Raw genomic sequence first — 14,803 nt, 5'->3', positions numbered from 1 at the left:
CGACCGGCAACTACAGTCCGATCGCGCCGGCGGCGGAGTCGTCCCGGCGCCAGTGGGGCAGCTCCGCGCCTGCCGCCCACGTGGAGTGGGTGCCGCTCGAGATACGTTCGGGCAGAGCCAGTTTGCACACCGGGCCGTCTTCGACCCGGGCAGCGTCGAAGACCAGGCAGTACGACGCGTCGGCGGTCATGTCGGTGGTCAGCGTGACGAGGTAGCCGTCGTCTTCCGCCGAGCTGCCCACGCGGGCCGCCATCGCGGTCTCGCTGCCGAAGACGCCGTCCCCGAACGCGTATCGCTGTTCGGTGCCGGTGTGCAGGTCGTGCTTGAGCAATCCGTCGAACAGGAACCAGCCGGGCTTCCCGGTGGCGGCGTAGGTGTAGCGATAGGGGCGGCCGGCGTAGGCGGGGTTGATCATGCCGAATTCGCTGAGGCTGTCGGAGAGCTGCTCTTCGCGCACCCCGCCGGTCTTGATGTTGAACCGCCAGCGGTGCAGTCGCGTCTGCATGCCGTCCAGGGACAGGCTGCGGAAGATCTGGCGCCACTTGCGGCTCATGCCGTTGTCGACTCCGTCGGTGGGCTCGGGGTCTCCTTGGAAGAACCCGTCGACCACGATCTCGTCGCCGTCCTCGTAGGCATTGGGGAAGTGCAGCACGTAGGTGGGGTCGGCCTCGAACCACATGATCTGGGAGGTGTCCCCGCGCCGCGGGACGACCGCGAACCGGGAGGGCAGGTCCCGGTGGAACCTCGGCAGGTGCACGTTGTGTTCGAGAAGCCCGGCATCCCAGAACAGCGGAAAGTCGTTGAGGATGACGTAGTTCTCGGTGAACGCCATGTCGTGCGGTAGCCGCGGCCCCGGCAGCGGGACGTCGACACTGTGCACCACGTCGCCGGCGTCGCTCACCACGCCGTAGCGCAGGTGCGGGGCCTGCTTGCTGTAGCTGAAGAACATCAGCTCGCCGGTGCTGTCGTCCACTTTCGGATGCGCCGACACCCCCCAGTCGGTGGGGAATCCGCCGTTGAAGTCCTCCTTGCCCAGATCGGCACCCGTGCACGGGTCGATCCGGTAGAGGTCACCGCACTGGTAGTGGCTGGTCAGCGCGACACCGCGATGCACGATGACATCGGTGGACGACGCGTCCTTCATCAGCGTCCTGGCGCCCCATCCGTGGTCGCGCCGGGCCAGCTCGATCGGTTCGGCGATGCCCGGCCACAGCGGCCCGCCGGCGTCGTTCTCCTCGGTGAGGCCATCGGTACGGACGAACCTGTTGCGGTAGAAGGCTTTTCCGTCCCGAAAGCCGACGATGTGCAGCATCCCGTCGCCATCGAACGGGTGGTAGTACTTCAACGCCGGGTGCAGGGGGTTCTCGGTGTTGCGCAGATAGACGCCGTCCAGATCGTGCGGGATGTGGCCTTCGACCACGGTCAGGTCGTCGGCGTCCCACTCGTTGGTCTGGGGGCGCCACGGACCGGTGCGGTAGGGGTGGTCGTCATCGTCGGGAAGGGTCGACAGGAACTTGCCGACGATCTCGGGGTGGATGGCTGTCATGGTGTCCTCCCGACGACGAAGCTGACGGTGGTGGCGGTGCTGCCACCGAAGTTCACGGTGCCGAACGTCCTGGCGTCGTCGACCTGGTAGTCACCAGCGGTGCCGCTGACCTGGCGAGCCGCGTCCAGCAGCATTCTGACCCCTGTCGCGCCGACGGGATGCCCGCCGCCGATCAGGCCTCCGCTCGGATTGATCGGCAGCCGGCCGCCGAGCTCGATCTCGCCCTGCTCGATCGCCTTCCACGACTCGCCGGGTGCGGTGAGCCCGATGTGGTCGATGGCCAGGTATTCGCTCGGGGTGAAGCAGTCGTGTACCTCGAAGCCGTCGACGTCGTCGAGGGTCACCCTGGCCCGGTCGAAGGCGTCGAGCACGGCGGCGCGCACGTGCGGAACGATGTACGGATCGCGTGCGGAGCGATCCAGCTTGTGCCGCAGGCCGAGTCCGACGGTGCGGTGTCCCCAGCCGTCGATCCGTCCGAGTGGCCGTGCGGAGGGATGGTCGGTCAGCCAGGCGTCGCTGACCAGGACGACCCCCGCGCCGCCGTCGGTGATCTGGCTGCAATCGAATCGGCGCAGCCTGCCCTCGATGACAGGATTCGTGTCGTCGTCGGCGCGCAGCGGCAAGGGTATCGACCACGTGCGGGTCTGTGCGCGCGGATTGGCCTTGGCGTTGGCGAAGTTCAGTGCGGCGATGGCGCGCAGATGCTGTTCGTCCAGCCCGTACCGGCGGTCGTACTCGTCGGCGACCGCGTCGAACATGTGCGGCCACATGTACTTCGCATCTTGGCCTTCGTGCCCGGTCCAGGCCGCGGTCCCCAGAATCGCCGTCGCGGTGTCGCCGGGCACGGTCTTCTCGAGTTCCAACCCGACCACGAGCGCGGTGTCGTACGCGCCGGAGCGCAGATCGGCGATGGCCGCCAGCGCCGCGGCGCTCCCCGACGCGCATGCCGCCTCGTGGCGGACGGCCGGGGTTCCCCAGAGACCGTCGTTCACCGTGGCGGGCATCGCCCCCAGGTGCCCCTGGCGGGCGAACAGTTCACCGAACGCGTTGGCGACGTGGACGACACCGATGTCCGCGGCGTCGAGGCACGCGGCATCCAAGGTGGAGTCGACGATTTCGGCGGTCAGGCCGGCGAAGTCTCGCGACTCCCGGTCGAAGTTGCGCGCGAAGTCGCTCTGATACCCACCGAGGATCCATACGTCCGACGAGCCCACATCGGCACCGTACTACAACTAACAGAGTGACTGGGTAAGGCGGTCTCGTCGGCACGTATTCTGAACCGACGAGACCTGACAGGAGCCACGGTCGACCGTCGTCCCTGTCTCCGCCGAGGCATGCCCACTCACAGCCCACGCAAACCCCACTGCGTGTACGGCGAACCCGAATAGGGGATTCTGTAGCCATGACCGAGACCACCAAGCACGAGCTCGCCCTGCGAATGGCGGAGCTGGCGCGCCTCGTGGCCAGCCCACGCCGTGTCGAGGACGTGCTCTCCGACGTCACGGCCGAGGTCCTGGAATTGATCCCGGGGGCCGACGCGGCGGGCATCCTGTTCGTCGGCAAGGCGGGACAGTTCGAATCGGTTGCCGGCACGTCGGAGCTGCCGCACCGCCTCGACGAGCTACAGATGAAGTACCGCGAAGGGCCGTGCCTGCAGGCGGCGCTGGACGAACTCATCGTGCGCACCGATGACTTCCGTACCGAGAAGCGATGGCCGATGTACTCTGCTGCGGCTGCGGAGCTGGGCGTCCTGAGTGGCCTGTCGTTCAAGCTGTACACCAGTTCGCAAACCGCGGGCGCGCTGAACCTGTTCTCCACGCGTGCCAGCGCGTTCGACGGCGAATCAGAGACCATCGGTGCGGTACTGGCCGCCCACGCCGCTGCGGCCGTGCTGGCCAGTAGGCAGAGCGAGCAGCTGGAGTCGGCACTGTCCACCCGCGACCGGATCGGGCAGGCCAAGGGCATCATCATGGAGCGGTACAACGTCGACGACGTCGCCGCGTTCGACATGCTGCGCAAGCTGTCGCAAGACAGCAACACCAAGTTGGTCGAAGTTGCCGAGAAGGTCATCGACACCCGAGGGACGTGACACCGCGAGGCCCTAGTGCGAGTCGACGGCCTGATCGCCGACGACGGCCAGCAGGCGCAGATCGTCCAGCGCCGAGGATCCGGGCGGCGGGGTCAGTACCACCAGCTGCTGACTGTTCGCGGTCGCGAGGACTTCGCAGTCCAGCGTGATGGAACCGACCTTGGTCCGGAAAGTTTTGCGCTGCATGCGCCGCACCGCGACTTCGTGGCGCGCCCATAACGCGGCGAATTCGGTGCTGTGCTCGAGAAGCGCAGCCACGAGCTCGCGCATGTCGGCGTCGTTGCGCCGGCGTGCCCAGGCCGCACGCAGGTCGGCCACCGTCACCTGACTGTGCTCACCCTGATCTTCGAGGGGGACCTCGTCGCGGGCGGCCGGGTCGGTGAACCACTGCCAGGCGATGCTCGATTCCACCCCGAAACTGTTCCCGACGGGCGTGCGATCACCCATCAACAGCTTCGACATCGCGTTCTGGGCGAGCACGATGTAGGTATCCGAACAGACGAACGCGGCGGCGTCGCGCAGTTGGTCCAGCAGAAACAGCAGGCCGGGCCGCACATGCAGCGGGGGAGCGGAGCGATCCGGGGCAGCGTGGCCGGCCAGTCGGTACAGGTGGTCCGTCTCGTCGTCGGTCAACCGCAGCGCGCGGGCCAACGCCCGCAGCATCTGCGTCGACGGCTGAGTGCTGCGTGACTGTTCGAGCCTGCCGTAGTAGTCCACCGACATTCCCGTCAGCTGCGCCACCTCCTCGCGACGCAGGCCTGCGGTGCGGCGCGGGCGCACGCCTGTCGGCAGCCCGACATCGGCCGGCGTCATGGCCGCACGGCGGCGCCGCAGGAATTCCGCCAGCGCATCGCGATCCATCAGACAATTGTGGCCCCCGCCGCGGACGGCAGACAGGGACTAGCGCTCCCTGGTTGAACACGTCGTGGCAGCCGGGACACCGCCGACGAACACTGGCCGCCATGACGACCACACAACTGGGCACCATGACCACCTCGACCGCAGGGCTCGGCTGTATGGCCATGTCCGGCGCCTACGGCATCAGCGACCGCAGCGAGAGCAGCGCGACGATCCGCGGAGCGCTCGATGCCGGCATCACGCTCTTCGACACCGCCGACTTCTACGGCATGGGCCACAACGAACTCCTGCTCGCCGAGGCGCTGCGCGACGTGCCACGCGGGGCGTATCAGCTCAGCGTGAAGTTCGGCGCGCAGATCGGGCCGGACGGCGCGTGGCTGGGTGTCGACTCACGGCCGTGCGCCGTGAAGACCGCCGTCACCTATTCCCTGCAGCGGCTCGGCACGGACTATCTCGACGTCTACCGGCCGGCGCGCCTCGATCCGGCGGTTCCGATCGAGGAGACGGTGGGCGCCATCGGCGAACTCGTCGACGCCGGCTACGTACGCCATGTCGGACTGTCCGAGGTGGGGGCAGCCACGATCCGCCGTGCCGCGACCACACGGCGGATCAACGATCTGCAGATCGAGTACTCGCTGGCCTCCCGCGGTGTCGAAGCCGACATCCTGGACACCTGCCGGGAATTCGGAATCGGCGTGACTGCCTACGGGGTGCTGGCGCGCGGCCTGATCAGCGGGCACTGGACGGCGACAAGTGGTGGTGCCCCGAGCGATTCGCGGCGCGCAGGGCCCCGCTTCGCGGGGGACAACCTGGGTAGAAATCTGGCGCTGGTCGAGAACTTGCGTTCCGTCGCAGACGAACTCGGGATCACGGTGGCGCAGGCCGCGATCGCCTGGGTGCGATCGCGGGGCGACGACATCGTGCCGCTGCTCGGCGCGCGCAACCGCCGCAGGCTGAGCGAGTCCCTCGGCGCGGTCGACCTCATGCTGAGCGAGGATCAACTGAATCGCATCGCGGCCGCGGTGCCGGCGACGGATGTCGCGGGCGAGCGTTACCCCGCAGCGCACATGGCGGCGCTCGACTCGCAGCGGTGAGATCAGGCGTCCGGCATACCCGCTGGCGGCAGACCGCACCGAGCGCGGAAGTCCGTCATCGGCTGGCGGATGCCTTGCAGTTCGGCTGCCACGGTCGGGCTGGTGTCGAGGTAGGAGTCGACTTTCGCGCGCCGCTCATCCGGCGGTAGCCCACGCAGGCTGGTGAAGAACCAGTTCACCTCCGGGTGGGTGAACATGTAGGCGGACAACGAGGCCGAGACGCCGGACAGGATTCCCGACTGGTCGGCGATCGAGCAGTTCGGGGCGGGCGGTGGCTGCGATGCAGCCACCGCGGCAGAACCCATGAGGGCAGCACCGGCGAGCACCGCGGCAGTTGCGGATCGGACGAGAACGGACATAGCCACTCCTCTTCGTGGTCGAGTCATCATCTCAGGGACTGTGCGGCGATCGGTCTCAGTTACCAAAGGCGGCACCGCCGCCGTAGTTGACGTCGTCCCGCTGGCTGCGGGGGTTGAGCGCGATGTTGATGTCATCGTCGTAGCAGTACAGGTCGAGCTCACACCATGGATACTCCGTGGGGAACGGCACCATCAGGCCCGGAGTGGCTCCTGCCACCGCGGACGATGACAACACCGCGGCGAACGCTCCTGCCGCCACAATCGGTATCGCGTAGAACGCTTTCCGCATTGCCTTCTCCTGCCCGTTCGGGGTCGTGTCGCGGCCGGAACCCGGCGGCCGGGACAGACGCATTTCCCGGACACGCGAGGGCCAGCTTGCGCTGGTGCCCAATCTGCCGGTGGCGGCGGCTGCACGACATCCCCCACATCGGGGGATATTCTCTCCGTGGGTTCTTGGCGATTGCGCACCACGCCCGTCGGGGGGTGCGGCATCACCGCTGTCGATGCTTCGTTTGTTCGGCGGTTGTCCCGCAGGCCAACTCGGTCAGGTCATCTCGATGACGTTCTTGCCGAACGCTCTGTGCTTGAGGTGCTCAAGTGTCGCGGGCAAATCGGCAAAGGGGTGGCCGGCGATGATCAGCGGCGATCCCGTGAATTGTGCGCGGACTGAGAAGACGAGCCCAGACCCCGCCAGTTCTGCTTTTTGAGATGGTCGAGCATGGCCCTCTCCGCCGAGCCCGCGCTGCGACGCACGCCCAGGAGGACAGGTTCGCTGAGGCAGGGCTGAAGCGGGCACGCCAGTCCCTCGAAGCCTTCCGGAATAGCCGAGGCCGGTACCACGGTGACACCCAGGCCCTGCGCCACAAGCCGCACCGCGGTGGAGATCTGGGACGCGCGGGCCACCGTGTGCGGGCTCAGGCCCGCGTCGGCGAGCAGGCGGGCCAGGTAGTCGTCGAGCAGGCTGGTGTGCCGGAACCGGACCCAGCCCTCTGAGGCCAGATCTTCCAGGCGCAGTGCGGTGCCGGTCGTGAGAAGCGAGTGCCCCTTCGGCAGGATGGCGACATAGGCTTCCTCTCCCAGATGGTGGGTGTCGAAGGAGCAGCCGACGGGGATGCGGTGGACGAGGACCATGTCGAGGGTGCCTTGGCGCAGCAACCGTTCCATGTCTGCGGGGTCGGGTTCCTCGTGGAGCGTGACCTGTAGCTTGGGGTGGCGAATTCGCATCTGTCCCAATGCTTGTGGGAGCTGACGGGCGCCCAGGCCCATGTGAACGGCGATGATCAGCTCGCCGGCGAGTTCACCGCCGGCGGCGCGGGCGGCCGTGACGGCACGCCGGGAGGCGGTGATCGCGATCTTCGCCTCGGTGAGGAAGGCCCGACCGGCCACCGTCACCGTCACCCCGCTCGGGGTACGAGTGAACAGCTGCACCCCGAGGTGCCTTTCGAGGGCGCCGATCTGCTGCGACAGCGACGGCTGAGTAACGCGTAGGCGTTCTGCCGCCGCCGTCATAGAGCCCTCTTCGGCGACGGCCAGGGCGTATTCGTACTGGCGCAGGTTCATCAGACTCACCTCCCGGGGCATAGAGATTGTCAATGGAGTGTATGTGTTGACACTATTTGCGTCTATGCCCGGCCCGGTCCTACCGTAGTGCTGTCGATGCAGTCAACCTGCAATGGCACTCGTCAATTGTATTGCGCGGCAATGTAATAGGTCGCGTAACCACGGTCTCAATCGGAGGTAGGCATGCGTCTTGCGAACAAGGTAGCCCTCGTCACCGGCGCGAGCGCGGGTCTCGGTCTGGCGATCGCCCAAAGGTTCGGAACCGAAGGCGCCCATGTCTACATCACCGGGCGACGCAAAGACGCTCTCGACGCCGCGAAGGCGTCTGTGGAGGGGCGCGTCACCGCAGTCCCCGCGGACGTGACGGTGTCGGACGAGCTCGACCGCGTGGTCGACGCCATCCGTCGGGAAAGCGGGCACCTCGACGCCGTCGTCGCGAACGCCGGGAGTATCGAGCGGACGAACTTCGGGGCTGTCACAGAAGAACACTTCGACCGCACCTTCGACGTCAACGCCCGAGGTGCGCTGTTCACCGTGCAAAAGACGCTTCCGCTGCTACGGGCGGGCAGCTCCATAGTGCTGGTGGGTTCGGTCGCGGCAGTCAAGGGAGACCCTGGGGCAGGGGCGTACAGCGCGGCGAAGGCCGCCGTGCGCTCGTACGCCCGCACCTGGGCGGCCGAGTTCGGCGACCGGGGGCTTCGGGTCAACGTGCTCAGCCCCGGCCCAGTCGACACACCCATCATCGACGGACAAAGCGGGTACTTCGGCCTCGATCCGGCAGCGCTTCGAAAGCACATGAGCACCCTGGTGCCCATGGGTCGACTCGGCCTTCCCGACGAGATCGCCAATGGCGCACTGTTTCTCGCCTCGGACGAGAGCAGCTTCATGACAGGTGCCGAACTCTGCATCGACGGCGGTATGGCCCAGGTGTGACGCCGTTCAGGGATTTCCCCTATCTGGACGTCGATGGTGCGTCCAGGGCGTCGCGCCTACGGGAGGTATCCGGAGTTGGAGACGGAACGCTGGTGACGCTGGCTTGACCGTGAAAGAACCAGCGGTTCAGACCGATCCACCAGCCCGTGCAGGCCAGCCTTGTCGCGGGCCAGCCTGATACCGCTGCTCAGCTACGAGCAACTTCCTCAGTCAGGGAGTGTCAAGGATCAACCGAAGCAACTGTCCAGCATCAGCCGAAACACTGTCAGGCATCACCCGAAGCAATACACGGTCAGAGTGCCCCCGGCATGATTCGAACATGCGACACCGGCTTTAGGAGAGCCGTGCTCTATCCCCTGAGCTACGGGGGCAACGCGCAGGAAGCTTACCTGGCCGGTGGGGCAGCTTTGCAACGCGAAATCCCGGTTATGGCAAAAGTGTCAAAACTTGGTTCGGTCGGCGGTAGCGTGCGCACCGTGGAGCTGACACTGCAACGCATCGGCGCCTGGTCGGGCACCATCATGATCCTCCTCTACGGCGCCAGCTTTTCCGGTATCGCACAACTCTTCCCACCTTTGTCCCCGGCGGCGCCGGCCGACGAGATCGCCGCATTCTTCGTCGACCACAAACTCTGGATTCGGTTCGGTGTCTCGGGGGCGTTGCTCAGCGCGGTGCTGGCGCTGCCGTTCCTGGCAGCGATCGTCCTGCGTATCCGCCGGGTCGAAGGCCACTGGGGCATGCTGTCGATGACGCAGCTGATGGCCGCCACGGTGTTCGTGCCCGCGCTGCTGTTCCCGCAGTTCTTCCTCGGCGTCGCCGCGTACCGGCCCGAGGAGCGCTCCGCCGAACTCACCCAGGCCCTCAACGACGTGTTCTGGCTGTGGTTCATCGGCATCGTCGGCACCATCATCGTCCAGAACATCACGCTGGCGATCGCCGCGTTCATGGACAAGACCGACCCGCCGACCTTCCCCCGCTGGTACGGCTACCTGAACCTGTGGGTGGCGACGCTGTCGCTGCCCGGCTGCGTGGTGGTCGTCTTCAACGACGGGCCGCTCGCCTGGGACGGCGTGTTCGCCTTCTACATTCCGGGTCTGGTCCTCGTGGTGTGGTTGTTCTGCACGACAGCGGTGATGCTGAAGTCGATCAAGGCCGAGCAGCGGGCCCAGACGAGCGGGGCTGTCCAGGCCCAGCCCGCGTGACGGCGACCGCATCGGCACCGCGCGACGCGCGGCGGATCCCCGGTGAGAGCGGCACCTGGGTGTTCCTGTTCGGCGACATGCTGGTGTTCGGTGCGTTCTTCGTGACCTTTCTGGTCGCGCGCGCCAAGGAGCCCGACGTCTTCGACACCGCCCGGACGACGCTGCACCTCGGCGTCGGTGTCCTCAACACCCTGGTGCTGCTCACCAGTTCCCTGTGTGTGGTGCTGGCGTTGAATGCGCTGCGCGCGGGCCTGCGAACGATTGCGACCCGCGCGGTCGCCGCCGCGATGTGCTTCGGGCTGGTGTTCATCGGGCTCAAGGTGTTCGAGTACGTCTCACTGGCCTCTGCCGGGCACGGTCCCGGAGCCAACGACTTCTACCTCTACTACTTCATCCTCACCGGACTGCACCTGTTCCATGTGTGCCTCGGTCTCGGGGCGTTGTCGTTCGTGCTCAGCCAGACCAGGAGGCCTGATCTCAGCGCCACCCGTACCGCGCTGGTCGAAGGCGGGGCCTGCTTCTGGCATCTGGTCGACCTGCTGTGGATCTTCCTGTTCGCACTCCTGTACCTGGTGAGCTGAATGACCGTCGTCAACCTGCTGAAGAACCGCGCCGGCGCCAGTTGGCTGTTTCTCGTCGCCGCGACCGTCGTGTCCTGGGCTGTCGGCGCCGAACACGGCACCGGATCGATCGTGGCCGTCGTCGTCCTCGGCATCGCTGCGATCAAGGTGCGGCTGGTCGGGCTCGACTTCATGGAACTCCGGCACGCACCGATCCCGCTGCGCGTGGCGTTCGAGGCCTACTGCGTCGGCATGTGGGCGCTGCTCTGCGCGCTGTACCTGTGGCTGTGAGGGCTACGTGAGGAGCGCGATCACCTTGCCGAAGGCCTCGGCGTGCCGCATCTGCACGATGATGTAGCTGATGCCGTAGGTGTCGCGATACCCGCGGATCCGCTCGGCGATCTCCTCGGTCGATCCCGCCAACACACCGGGGTGCCGCAGGAGTTCCTCGTCGGACAGCCCCGGCAACGAGATGCGGGGGATCGTCAGATCGGGCTGACCGGAATCGTCGACCGGCATGGCGGTGATGGCCAGATTGAGTTCCAGCTCGCCGAAGCGGTCGCCCGCCGCCGCCTGCACGAATGCGATCCGATCCGCCAGCGGATCCTCCTGGGGGCTCGCCGCCCGGTCGCCCCCGGTGAACCCGATGATGTCGGCGGACCGCGCCGCGATCCGGAGAACGCGGTCGCCGTTGCCGGCGATCAGGATGGGGACATCGGGCAGGTGTTCGCCCATGTACTCCGCGGTGGCCCTGAGATGGTCGACGCGCTCGCCGGCGCTCGGGAACGGGATGCCCGCCGCGTCGAACTCCTCCTTCACGTAGCCGGTGCCGAGGCCGAGCTCGAAACGTCCCGCGGACAGATCGTGAAGTGCGGCGACGTCGCGAGCCAGTAGTGCAGGCCGGTAGAAGGCCGAGTTGATCACGAACGTGCCCACCCGCAGCGTCGAGGTCGCCATCGCGACCGCGGTCATCACCGGGAACGGTGCGGGGCCGCCGAGGTGGTCGGGCACGTGCAGCACATCGAAGCCCAGCTCCTCCGCTCGCCGCGCGCCCTGCTCCAGCTTCGCCCGCGAGGTGGCGCGGGTGACCCCGACGCCGAACCGGAATCCCTTGACCATTTTGTGATCGTAGGGGCAGGTTTGAACCGGGAAGGCCCCGGGCATAAACGCGAGTGACTTTCTCCCCGAGATCCGGCCCGTCGTCGAATCATCCGACGGGCCGGATCAGTTTTTTCTCATGACCGACACCCCCACCCTCGGCGTGGAAGAGGAGTTCCTTCTCGTCGATCCCGAGTCCGGTGCGCCCGTCGCGCTCAACCGCGAGGTCGCCGCGCGTGCCGCCGACCAGGACGTCGACCTGCAACTCGAGCTGACCAGCTGCCAGGTGGAGACGGCGACCGGCGTCATCGACAGCACCTCGCAGCTACGCGAGCAATTGGTACGGCTGCGGCGGGTGGTCGCGAACTCCGCCGACCAGGCCGGTGCACGGCTGCTCGCCGTCGGGCTCCCGCCGACCCTGCCGCATGACTTCCCGATCACCGACACTCCGCGCTACAACGACATCGGCGAACGGTTCGGCATGATCGCCCACGAGCAGGGCATCTGTGGTTGCCACGTGCACGTCGAGGTGCCCGACCGGGACGCGGCGATCCGGGTGAGCAATCGCCTCAGGCCCTGGCTGCCGACGTTGCTCGCGCTGACGGCGAACTCGGCCATCTATCGCAACGCCGATACCGGGCACGCCAGTTGGCGCAGCGTGCTCTGGGCGCGGTGGCCCAGCGCCGGTCCGCCGCCGCACTTCGAGTCGGCCGCAGATTTCGACGCCGCAGTGCAGATGCTGTGCCACACCGAGGTGATCCGCGACGACGGCATGGTCTATTGGGATGTGCGGCCGTCGGCGAACTTCCCGACGGTCGAGGTGCGGGTGGCCGACGTGCCCGCGACGGTCGCCGAAACGGTGTTGTTCGCGGCGTTGGTCCGCGGCTGCGTGATGACGCTGCTCGACGAGGAGCGACGCGGCGAGCCTGTGCTGCCGTTGGCGCCGCACGTTCTCAAGGCCGCGTACTGGAAGGCGGCGCGTGACGGTATCGACGGCAATGGCGTCGACCTTGAGCACCACGTCGCCGCGCCCATGCTGACCCTGCTGCACGGTCTCGTCGAGCACGTTCGGCCCGCGCTGGAGCAGTCCGGGGACTACGAACTGGTCACGACCGAACTGGCCCGTATCGCCGCGGCCGGCAACGGGGCCGTGCGTCAGCGGCGGGCGTGGCAACGGCGTCACGACATCGGCGACGTACTCGCCGAGGTCGCCGCGACCACGCTGGAAACGCCTTAGATCAGCGGTAGTTCCGCGAACACCGGTGTGGTGGGCTGGGTGGACCCACCGGGAGGCTCGACCGTGAACGCCAGCGCCTGCGATGTCCCGAGGTCGGGCAGCACAGCGGTGGTCGACGGGGCGACCGCCGCCGCGTCCATCGTGCCCGCCGAATGCGGGCCGTCGGTGCCGACGAGCCACATCTGGTAGACGCTGCCGGGTTCAGGCGGTGCCACGTTGTTCATCACCAGCACCCCGGAGTTCTTCTCCCGGGAGAACACCACCGTTGCGGTGCCGCCGCCGGGAATCTCACCCGAGACGGTGCGCACGTCGGGTGCGGCGAAGATCTGCTCCGCGGCCGACGGGGCTTGCGCGGGTCGCAGGGCGATGCCGACACCGACCGCGGCAAGTCCGATCACCACAGCAGCCGCGCCGGCCAACACGGGAGTGGACCAGCGGCGGGACCGCGACCGAGCCGGCTGTGCCTGGACGGGCAGGGTGCGCACAGGGTCGTCGACGATCCGACTGAGCACATCGGCACGCAGATGTGCCGGCGGCTCGACGGCGGTGGCCGAGGCGATGACGGCCATCGTCTCGCGCACCGCTCGCACCTCGGCGACGAATGCCTCGGCGACGTCGGCGGGGGCATCGCGCAGTCGGTTGTCGATGTCGGCGGCGTCGGCGTCGGACAGCGCATGCAGGGCGTACACCGTGGCGAAGGACATCAGGTCGTCGTCGGCGGCGAAATCATTGGGTCGAGCGGGTCCGGTGGGACCCCCGGGTCCGGTCATGCCACCCCCAAGCATCTGCGCAGGCCACGGATCGCATCACGCATCCGGGATTTGATGGTCGCAAGGTTTGCCGCCAGCCGGTCCGACACCTGGACATACGTCAGGCCGTCGTAATAGGCGAGCTGAATGCACTCCCGCTGGGTGTCGGTCAGCGAGCCCAGGCATTCGGTCACCCGGCGACGCTCGTCGCTGAGCATCACCGCGTCGGAGACATGATCGGCGGGCGGTTCCACCGAGGCGGCACCGTAGCGCGATTCGCGGGTGCTCGCCGCCTGCTCGGAGCGCACCCGGTCCACGGCGCGCCGGTGAGCCAGCGTCAGCAACCAGGCCATCGGAGACCCGGCGGACGGGTCATAGTTCCCAGCGTTGCGCCACACCTGCAGATAGACGTCCTGCGTCGTCTCTTCGCTGTAGCCGGGGTCACGCAGCACTCTGGTGACCAGCCCGTACACCCGCGAACGGGTCTGGTCATAGAACGCAGCGAACGCGTCGGCGTCACGGCGGGCCACCTGGCGCAACAATGCGTCGAGTTCGGCGGTCACGAGCCGTAGCCTAGCGCCCACCAGCACCGATGCCGTCATGGTGCCGCCTTTTGCGGGCGCGTTTCACCAACAGTGAGCTGCGCGAACCATGTTCGCGTAAACCACTGCTGCGGGCCGACCCTCACACCGATGAGTCCTCACGGTGCCGGATCGGTGCCGGAAGCAGCGCCGGAGCGACTGTCGCTGAAGCTGATTCGTCGGACGCGCGCACCACGGCTTTTCCACTCTCGACACGGTCGATGCTCCGGCGCGGGACCACCGGCACCCGTCGAAGCGACAGCAGGATGACCTGCACGCGCGCGCTGAAGGCATTCATCAGGGGAGCGACCGGTGCGACGAGTTGAAGCCAGACGATGTTTCCCACCCCGGCAGGCCTGCGGGCACCGCGCAGCGTGGTCACCAGGGCGGGCTGGTTCTCCCGGTGCAGGGAGATCGTGACGTCGAGGTTCTCCTCGGGCTCGGGCGCCTGCACGAGGTAATGCCCGTCGACGTCGTTGAACGGCGACATGTAGAGCTTCTTGTCCACCATCGCCGGTCGTTCTCCAGACGGCGGAAGCAGGTAGGCGTGACGTTCACCGTAGGTGTTCTGTACCTCGACGACGACGTAGCGCAACGTTCCGCGCGCGTCGTGGCACCAGTACAGAGTCATCGGATTGAACACATGCCCGAGGACCCGCGCCTGCATCAGGGCGGTGACCTTGCCCCCTGACAGGTCGATTCCCTTGCTGGCAAGGAATGCGTCGACCCTGCCGCGCAGGGTGTCGTTCGGCGCTTCCCAGAGGTGATCCTGGACGTCGAACCTGGCGAACGGGCGCAACCACCGTGGCAGGCGGGGCAGGTCGTCGAGGTCCAGGAACCAGCTGTAGCTGCGGTGCTCGAAATAGTGATGCACCGGGGCCCGGCGCAGGTGCGTGATCCGGGTGCGATACAGCGCGGCGCTCACGACGTCACCAAC

General features: G+C 67.3%; 17 protein-coding genes and 1 tRNA gene. 7 read left to right on the top strand and 11 right to left on the bottom strand.

Annotated elements, in window-relative coordinates:
• Window positions 1–10: 10 nt before the first annotated feature.
• Window positions 11–1,546 (bottom strand): carotenoid oxygenase family protein, encoded by a 1,536-nt coding sequence (locus EL337_RS23170; protein WP_048632748.1) that lies wholly within the window; start codon window positions 1,544–1,546, stop codon window positions 11–13.
• The gene (locus tag EL337_RS23165) at window positions 1,543–2,760 is read right to left on the bottom strand and encodes an acetyl-CoA acetyltransferase (RefSeq protein ID WP_048632749.1); all 1,218 of its coding nucleotides are present in this window, start codon (window positions 2,758–2,760) and stop codon (window positions 1,543–1,545) included. The genes EL337_RS23170 and EL337_RS23165 overlap by 4 nt, the downstream gene beginning before the upstream one ends.
• Before the next feature lie 188 nt (window positions 2,761–2,948).
• Here EL337_RS23165 and EL337_RS23160 point away from each other — a divergent pair, with 188 nt between their 5' ends.
• The gene (locus tag EL337_RS23160) at window positions 2,949–3,635 is read left to right on the top strand and encodes a GAF and ANTAR domain-containing protein (RefSeq protein ID WP_048632750.1); all 687 of its coding nucleotides are present in this window, start codon (window positions 2,949–2,951) and stop codon (window positions 3,633–3,635) included.
• 12 nt (window positions 3,636–3,647) lie between these two features.
• On the opposite strand, the gene EL337_RS23155 is transcribed toward EL337_RS23160, so the two are convergent.
• Window positions 3,648–4,496 (bottom strand): helix-turn-helix transcriptional regulator, encoded by an 849-nt coding sequence (locus EL337_RS23155; protein ID WP_048632751.1) that lies wholly within the window; start codon window positions 4,494–4,496, stop codon window positions 3,648–3,650.
• 101 nt (window positions 4,497–4,597) lie between these two features.
• Between EL337_RS23155 and EL337_RS23150 the strand changes: the two genes are divergently transcribed.
• Entirely contained in the window at window positions 4,598–5,587 is a 990-nt protein-coding gene (locus EL337_RS23150) for an aldo/keto reductase (RefSeq protein WP_048632752.1), read from the top strand.
• A 2-nt stretch (window positions 5,588–5,589) separates the two neighbouring features.
• Here EL337_RS23150 and EL337_RS23145 read toward each other — a convergent pair whose 3' ends face one another.
• From EL337_RS23145 to EL337_RS23135, 3 genes are all read right to left on the bottom strand, one after another.
• Window positions 5,590–5,946 (bottom strand): heme-binding protein, encoded by a 357-nt coding sequence (locus EL337_RS23145; protein ID WP_048632753.1) that lies wholly within the window; start codon window positions 5,944–5,946, stop codon window positions 5,590–5,592.
• 55 nt (window positions 5,947–6,001) lie between these two features.
• On the bottom strand, window positions 6,002–6,235 hold the full coding sequence (locus EL337_RS23140) for a hypothetical protein (protein ID WP_048632956.1): 234 nt from the start codon (window positions 6,233–6,235) through the stop codon (window positions 6,002–6,004).
• Window positions 6,236–6,582: 347 nt separating this feature from the next.
• Window positions 6,583–7,506, bottom strand: coding sequence for a LysR family transcriptional regulator (locus tag EL337_RS23135; protein WP_048632957.1), 924 nt, complete (start codon window positions 7,504–7,506; stop codon window positions 6,583–6,585).
• A 183-nt stretch (window positions 7,507–7,689) separates the two neighbouring features.
• On the opposite strand from EL337_RS23135, the gene EL337_RS23130 reads away from it, so the two are divergent.
• Window positions 7,690–8,439 carry an SDR family NAD(P)-dependent oxidoreductase gene (locus tag EL337_RS23130; RefSeq protein ID WP_048632754.1) on the top strand — a complete coding sequence of 250 codons (750 nt, stop codon included), beginning with the start codon at window positions 7,690–7,692 and terminating at the stop codon, window positions 8,437–8,439.
• A gap of 298 nt (window positions 8,440–8,737) precedes the next feature.
• Here the strand turns inward: EL337_RS23130 and EL337_RS23125 are convergent.
• Window positions 8,738–8,810, bottom strand: a tRNA-Arg gene (locus EL337_RS23125).
• A gap of 105 nt (window positions 8,811–8,915) precedes the next feature.
• Between EL337_RS23125 and EL337_RS23120 the strand changes: the two genes are divergently transcribed.
• Genes EL337_RS23120 through EL337_RS23110 form a run of 3 tightly spaced genes read left to right on the top strand, consistent with a single transcriptional unit; the run spans window position 8,916 to window position 10,492 of the window.
• Window positions 8,916–9,641, top strand: a complete 726-nt coding sequence (locus EL337_RS23120) for a hypothetical protein (protein ID WP_126316658.1) — start codon at window positions 8,916–8,918, stop codon at window positions 9,639–9,641.
• On the top strand, window positions 9,638–10,222 hold the full coding sequence (locus EL337_RS23115) for a cytochrome c oxidase subunit 3 family protein (RefSeq protein ID WP_048632755.1): 585 nt from the start codon (window positions 9,638–9,640) through the stop codon (window positions 10,220–10,222). The genes EL337_RS23120 and EL337_RS23115 overlap by 4 nt, the downstream gene beginning before the upstream one ends.
• Window positions 10,223–10,492: a cytochrome C oxidase subunit IV family protein gene (locus EL337_RS23110; protein ID WP_048632756.1), complete on the top strand. Its 270-nt coding sequence runs from the start codon at window positions 10,223–10,225 to the stop codon at window positions 10,490–10,492.
• A 3-nt stretch (window positions 10,493–10,495) separates the two neighbouring features.
• Here EL337_RS23110 and EL337_RS23105 read toward each other — a convergent pair whose 3' ends face one another.
• Window positions 10,496–11,320: an LLM class F420-dependent oxidoreductase gene (locus tag EL337_RS23105; protein ID WP_048632757.1), complete on the bottom strand. Its 825-nt coding sequence runs from the start codon at window positions 11,318–11,320 to the stop codon at window positions 10,496–10,498.
• 118 nt (window positions 11,321–11,438) lie between these two features.
• On the opposite strand from EL337_RS23105, the gene EL337_RS23100 reads away from it, so the two are divergent.
• On the top strand, window positions 11,439–12,536 hold the full coding sequence (locus EL337_RS23100) for a glutamate--cysteine ligase 2 (protein ID WP_048632758.1): 1,098 nt from the start codon (window positions 11,439–11,441) through the stop codon (window positions 12,534–12,536).
• Here the strand turns inward: EL337_RS23100 and EL337_RS23095 are convergent.
• The 3 genes from EL337_RS23095 to EL337_RS23085 form a co-directional block, all read right to left on the bottom strand.
• Window positions 12,533–13,240, bottom strand: a complete 708-nt coding sequence (locus EL337_RS23095) for an anti-sigma factor (RefSeq protein WP_232786818.1) — start codon at window positions 13,238–13,240, stop codon at window positions 12,533–12,535. The genes EL337_RS23100 and EL337_RS23095 overlap by 4 nt on opposite strands.
• Before the next feature lie 62 nt (window positions 13,241–13,302).
• Window positions 13,303–13,887, bottom strand: coding sequence for a sigma-70 family RNA polymerase sigma factor (locus EL337_RS23090; protein ID WP_048632760.1), 585 nt, complete (start codon window positions 13,885–13,887; stop codon window positions 13,303–13,305).
• An 82-nt stretch (window positions 13,888–13,969) separates the two neighbouring features.
• Window positions 13,970–14,791 (bottom strand): DUF1365 domain-containing protein, encoded by an 822-nt coding sequence (locus tag EL337_RS23085; RefSeq protein WP_048632761.1) that lies wholly within the window; start codon window positions 14,789–14,791, stop codon window positions 13,970–13,972.
• Between the last annotated feature and the right edge of the window lie 12 nt (window positions 14,792–14,803).

This window comes from Mycolicibacterium aurum, from assembly GCF_900637195.1.
Taxonomy (GTDB): Bacteria; Actinomycetota; Actinomycetes; order Mycobacteriales; family Mycobacteriaceae; genus Mycobacterium; species Mycobacterium aurum.
The sequence above is the reverse complement of the archived record's forward strand: the minus strand, read 5'-3'. Positions and strand labels throughout refer to the sequence as shown.

Excerpts from the sequence above, each read along its gene's own strand:
- EL337_RS23170 (WP_048632748.1), bottom strand. The coding sequence starts at position 1,546 with ATGACAGCCATCCACCCCGAGATCGTCGGCAAGTTCCTGTCGACCCTT.
- EL337_RS23160 (WP_048632750.1), top strand. The coding sequence starts at position 2,949 with ATGACCGAGACCACCAAGCACGAGCTCGCCCTGCGAATGGCGGAGCTG.
- EL337_RS23155 (WP_048632751.1), bottom strand. The coding sequence starts at position 4,496 with ATGGATCGCGATGCGCTGGCGGAATTCCTGCGGCGCCGCCGTGCGGCC.
- EL337_RS23150 (WP_048632752.1), top strand. The coding sequence starts at position 4,598 with ATGACGACCACACAACTGGGCACCATGACCACCTCGACCGCAGGGCTC.
- EL337_RS23145 (WP_048632753.1), bottom strand. The coding sequence starts at position 5,946 with ATGTCCGTTCTCGTCCGATCCGCAACTGCCGCGGTGCTCGCCGGTGCT.
- EL337_RS23140 (WP_048632956.1), bottom strand. The coding sequence starts at position 6,235 with ATGCGGAAAGCGTTCTACGCGATACCGATTGTGGCGGCAGGAGCGTTC.
- EL337_RS23135 (WP_048632957.1), bottom strand. The coding sequence starts at position 7,506 with ATGAACCTGCGCCAGTACGAATACGCCCTGGCCGTCGCCGAAGAGGGC.
- EL337_RS23130 (WP_048632754.1), top strand. The coding sequence starts at position 7,690 with ATGCGTCTTGCGAACAAGGTAGCCCTCGTCACCGGCGCGAGCGCGGGT.
- EL337_RS23110 (WP_048632756.1), top strand. The coding sequence starts at position 10,223 with ATGACCGTCGTCAACCTGCTGAAGAACCGCGCCGGCGCCAGTTGGCTG.
- EL337_RS23105 (WP_048632757.1), bottom strand. The coding sequence starts at position 11,320 with ATGGTCAAGGGATTCCGGTTCGGCGTCGGGGTCACCCGCGCCACCTCG.
- EL337_RS23100 (WP_048632758.1), top strand. The coding sequence starts at position 11,439 with ATGACCGACACCCCCACCCTCGGCGTGGAAGAGGAGTTCCTTCTCGTC.
- EL337_RS23095 (WP_232786818.1), bottom strand. The coding sequence starts at position 13,240 with ATGTCCTTCGCCACGGTGTACGCCCTGCATGCGCTGTCCGACGCCGAC.
- EL337_RS23090 (WP_048632760.1), bottom strand. The coding sequence starts at position 13,887 with ATGACGGCATCGGTGCTGGTGGGCGCTAGGCTACGGCTCGTGACCGCC.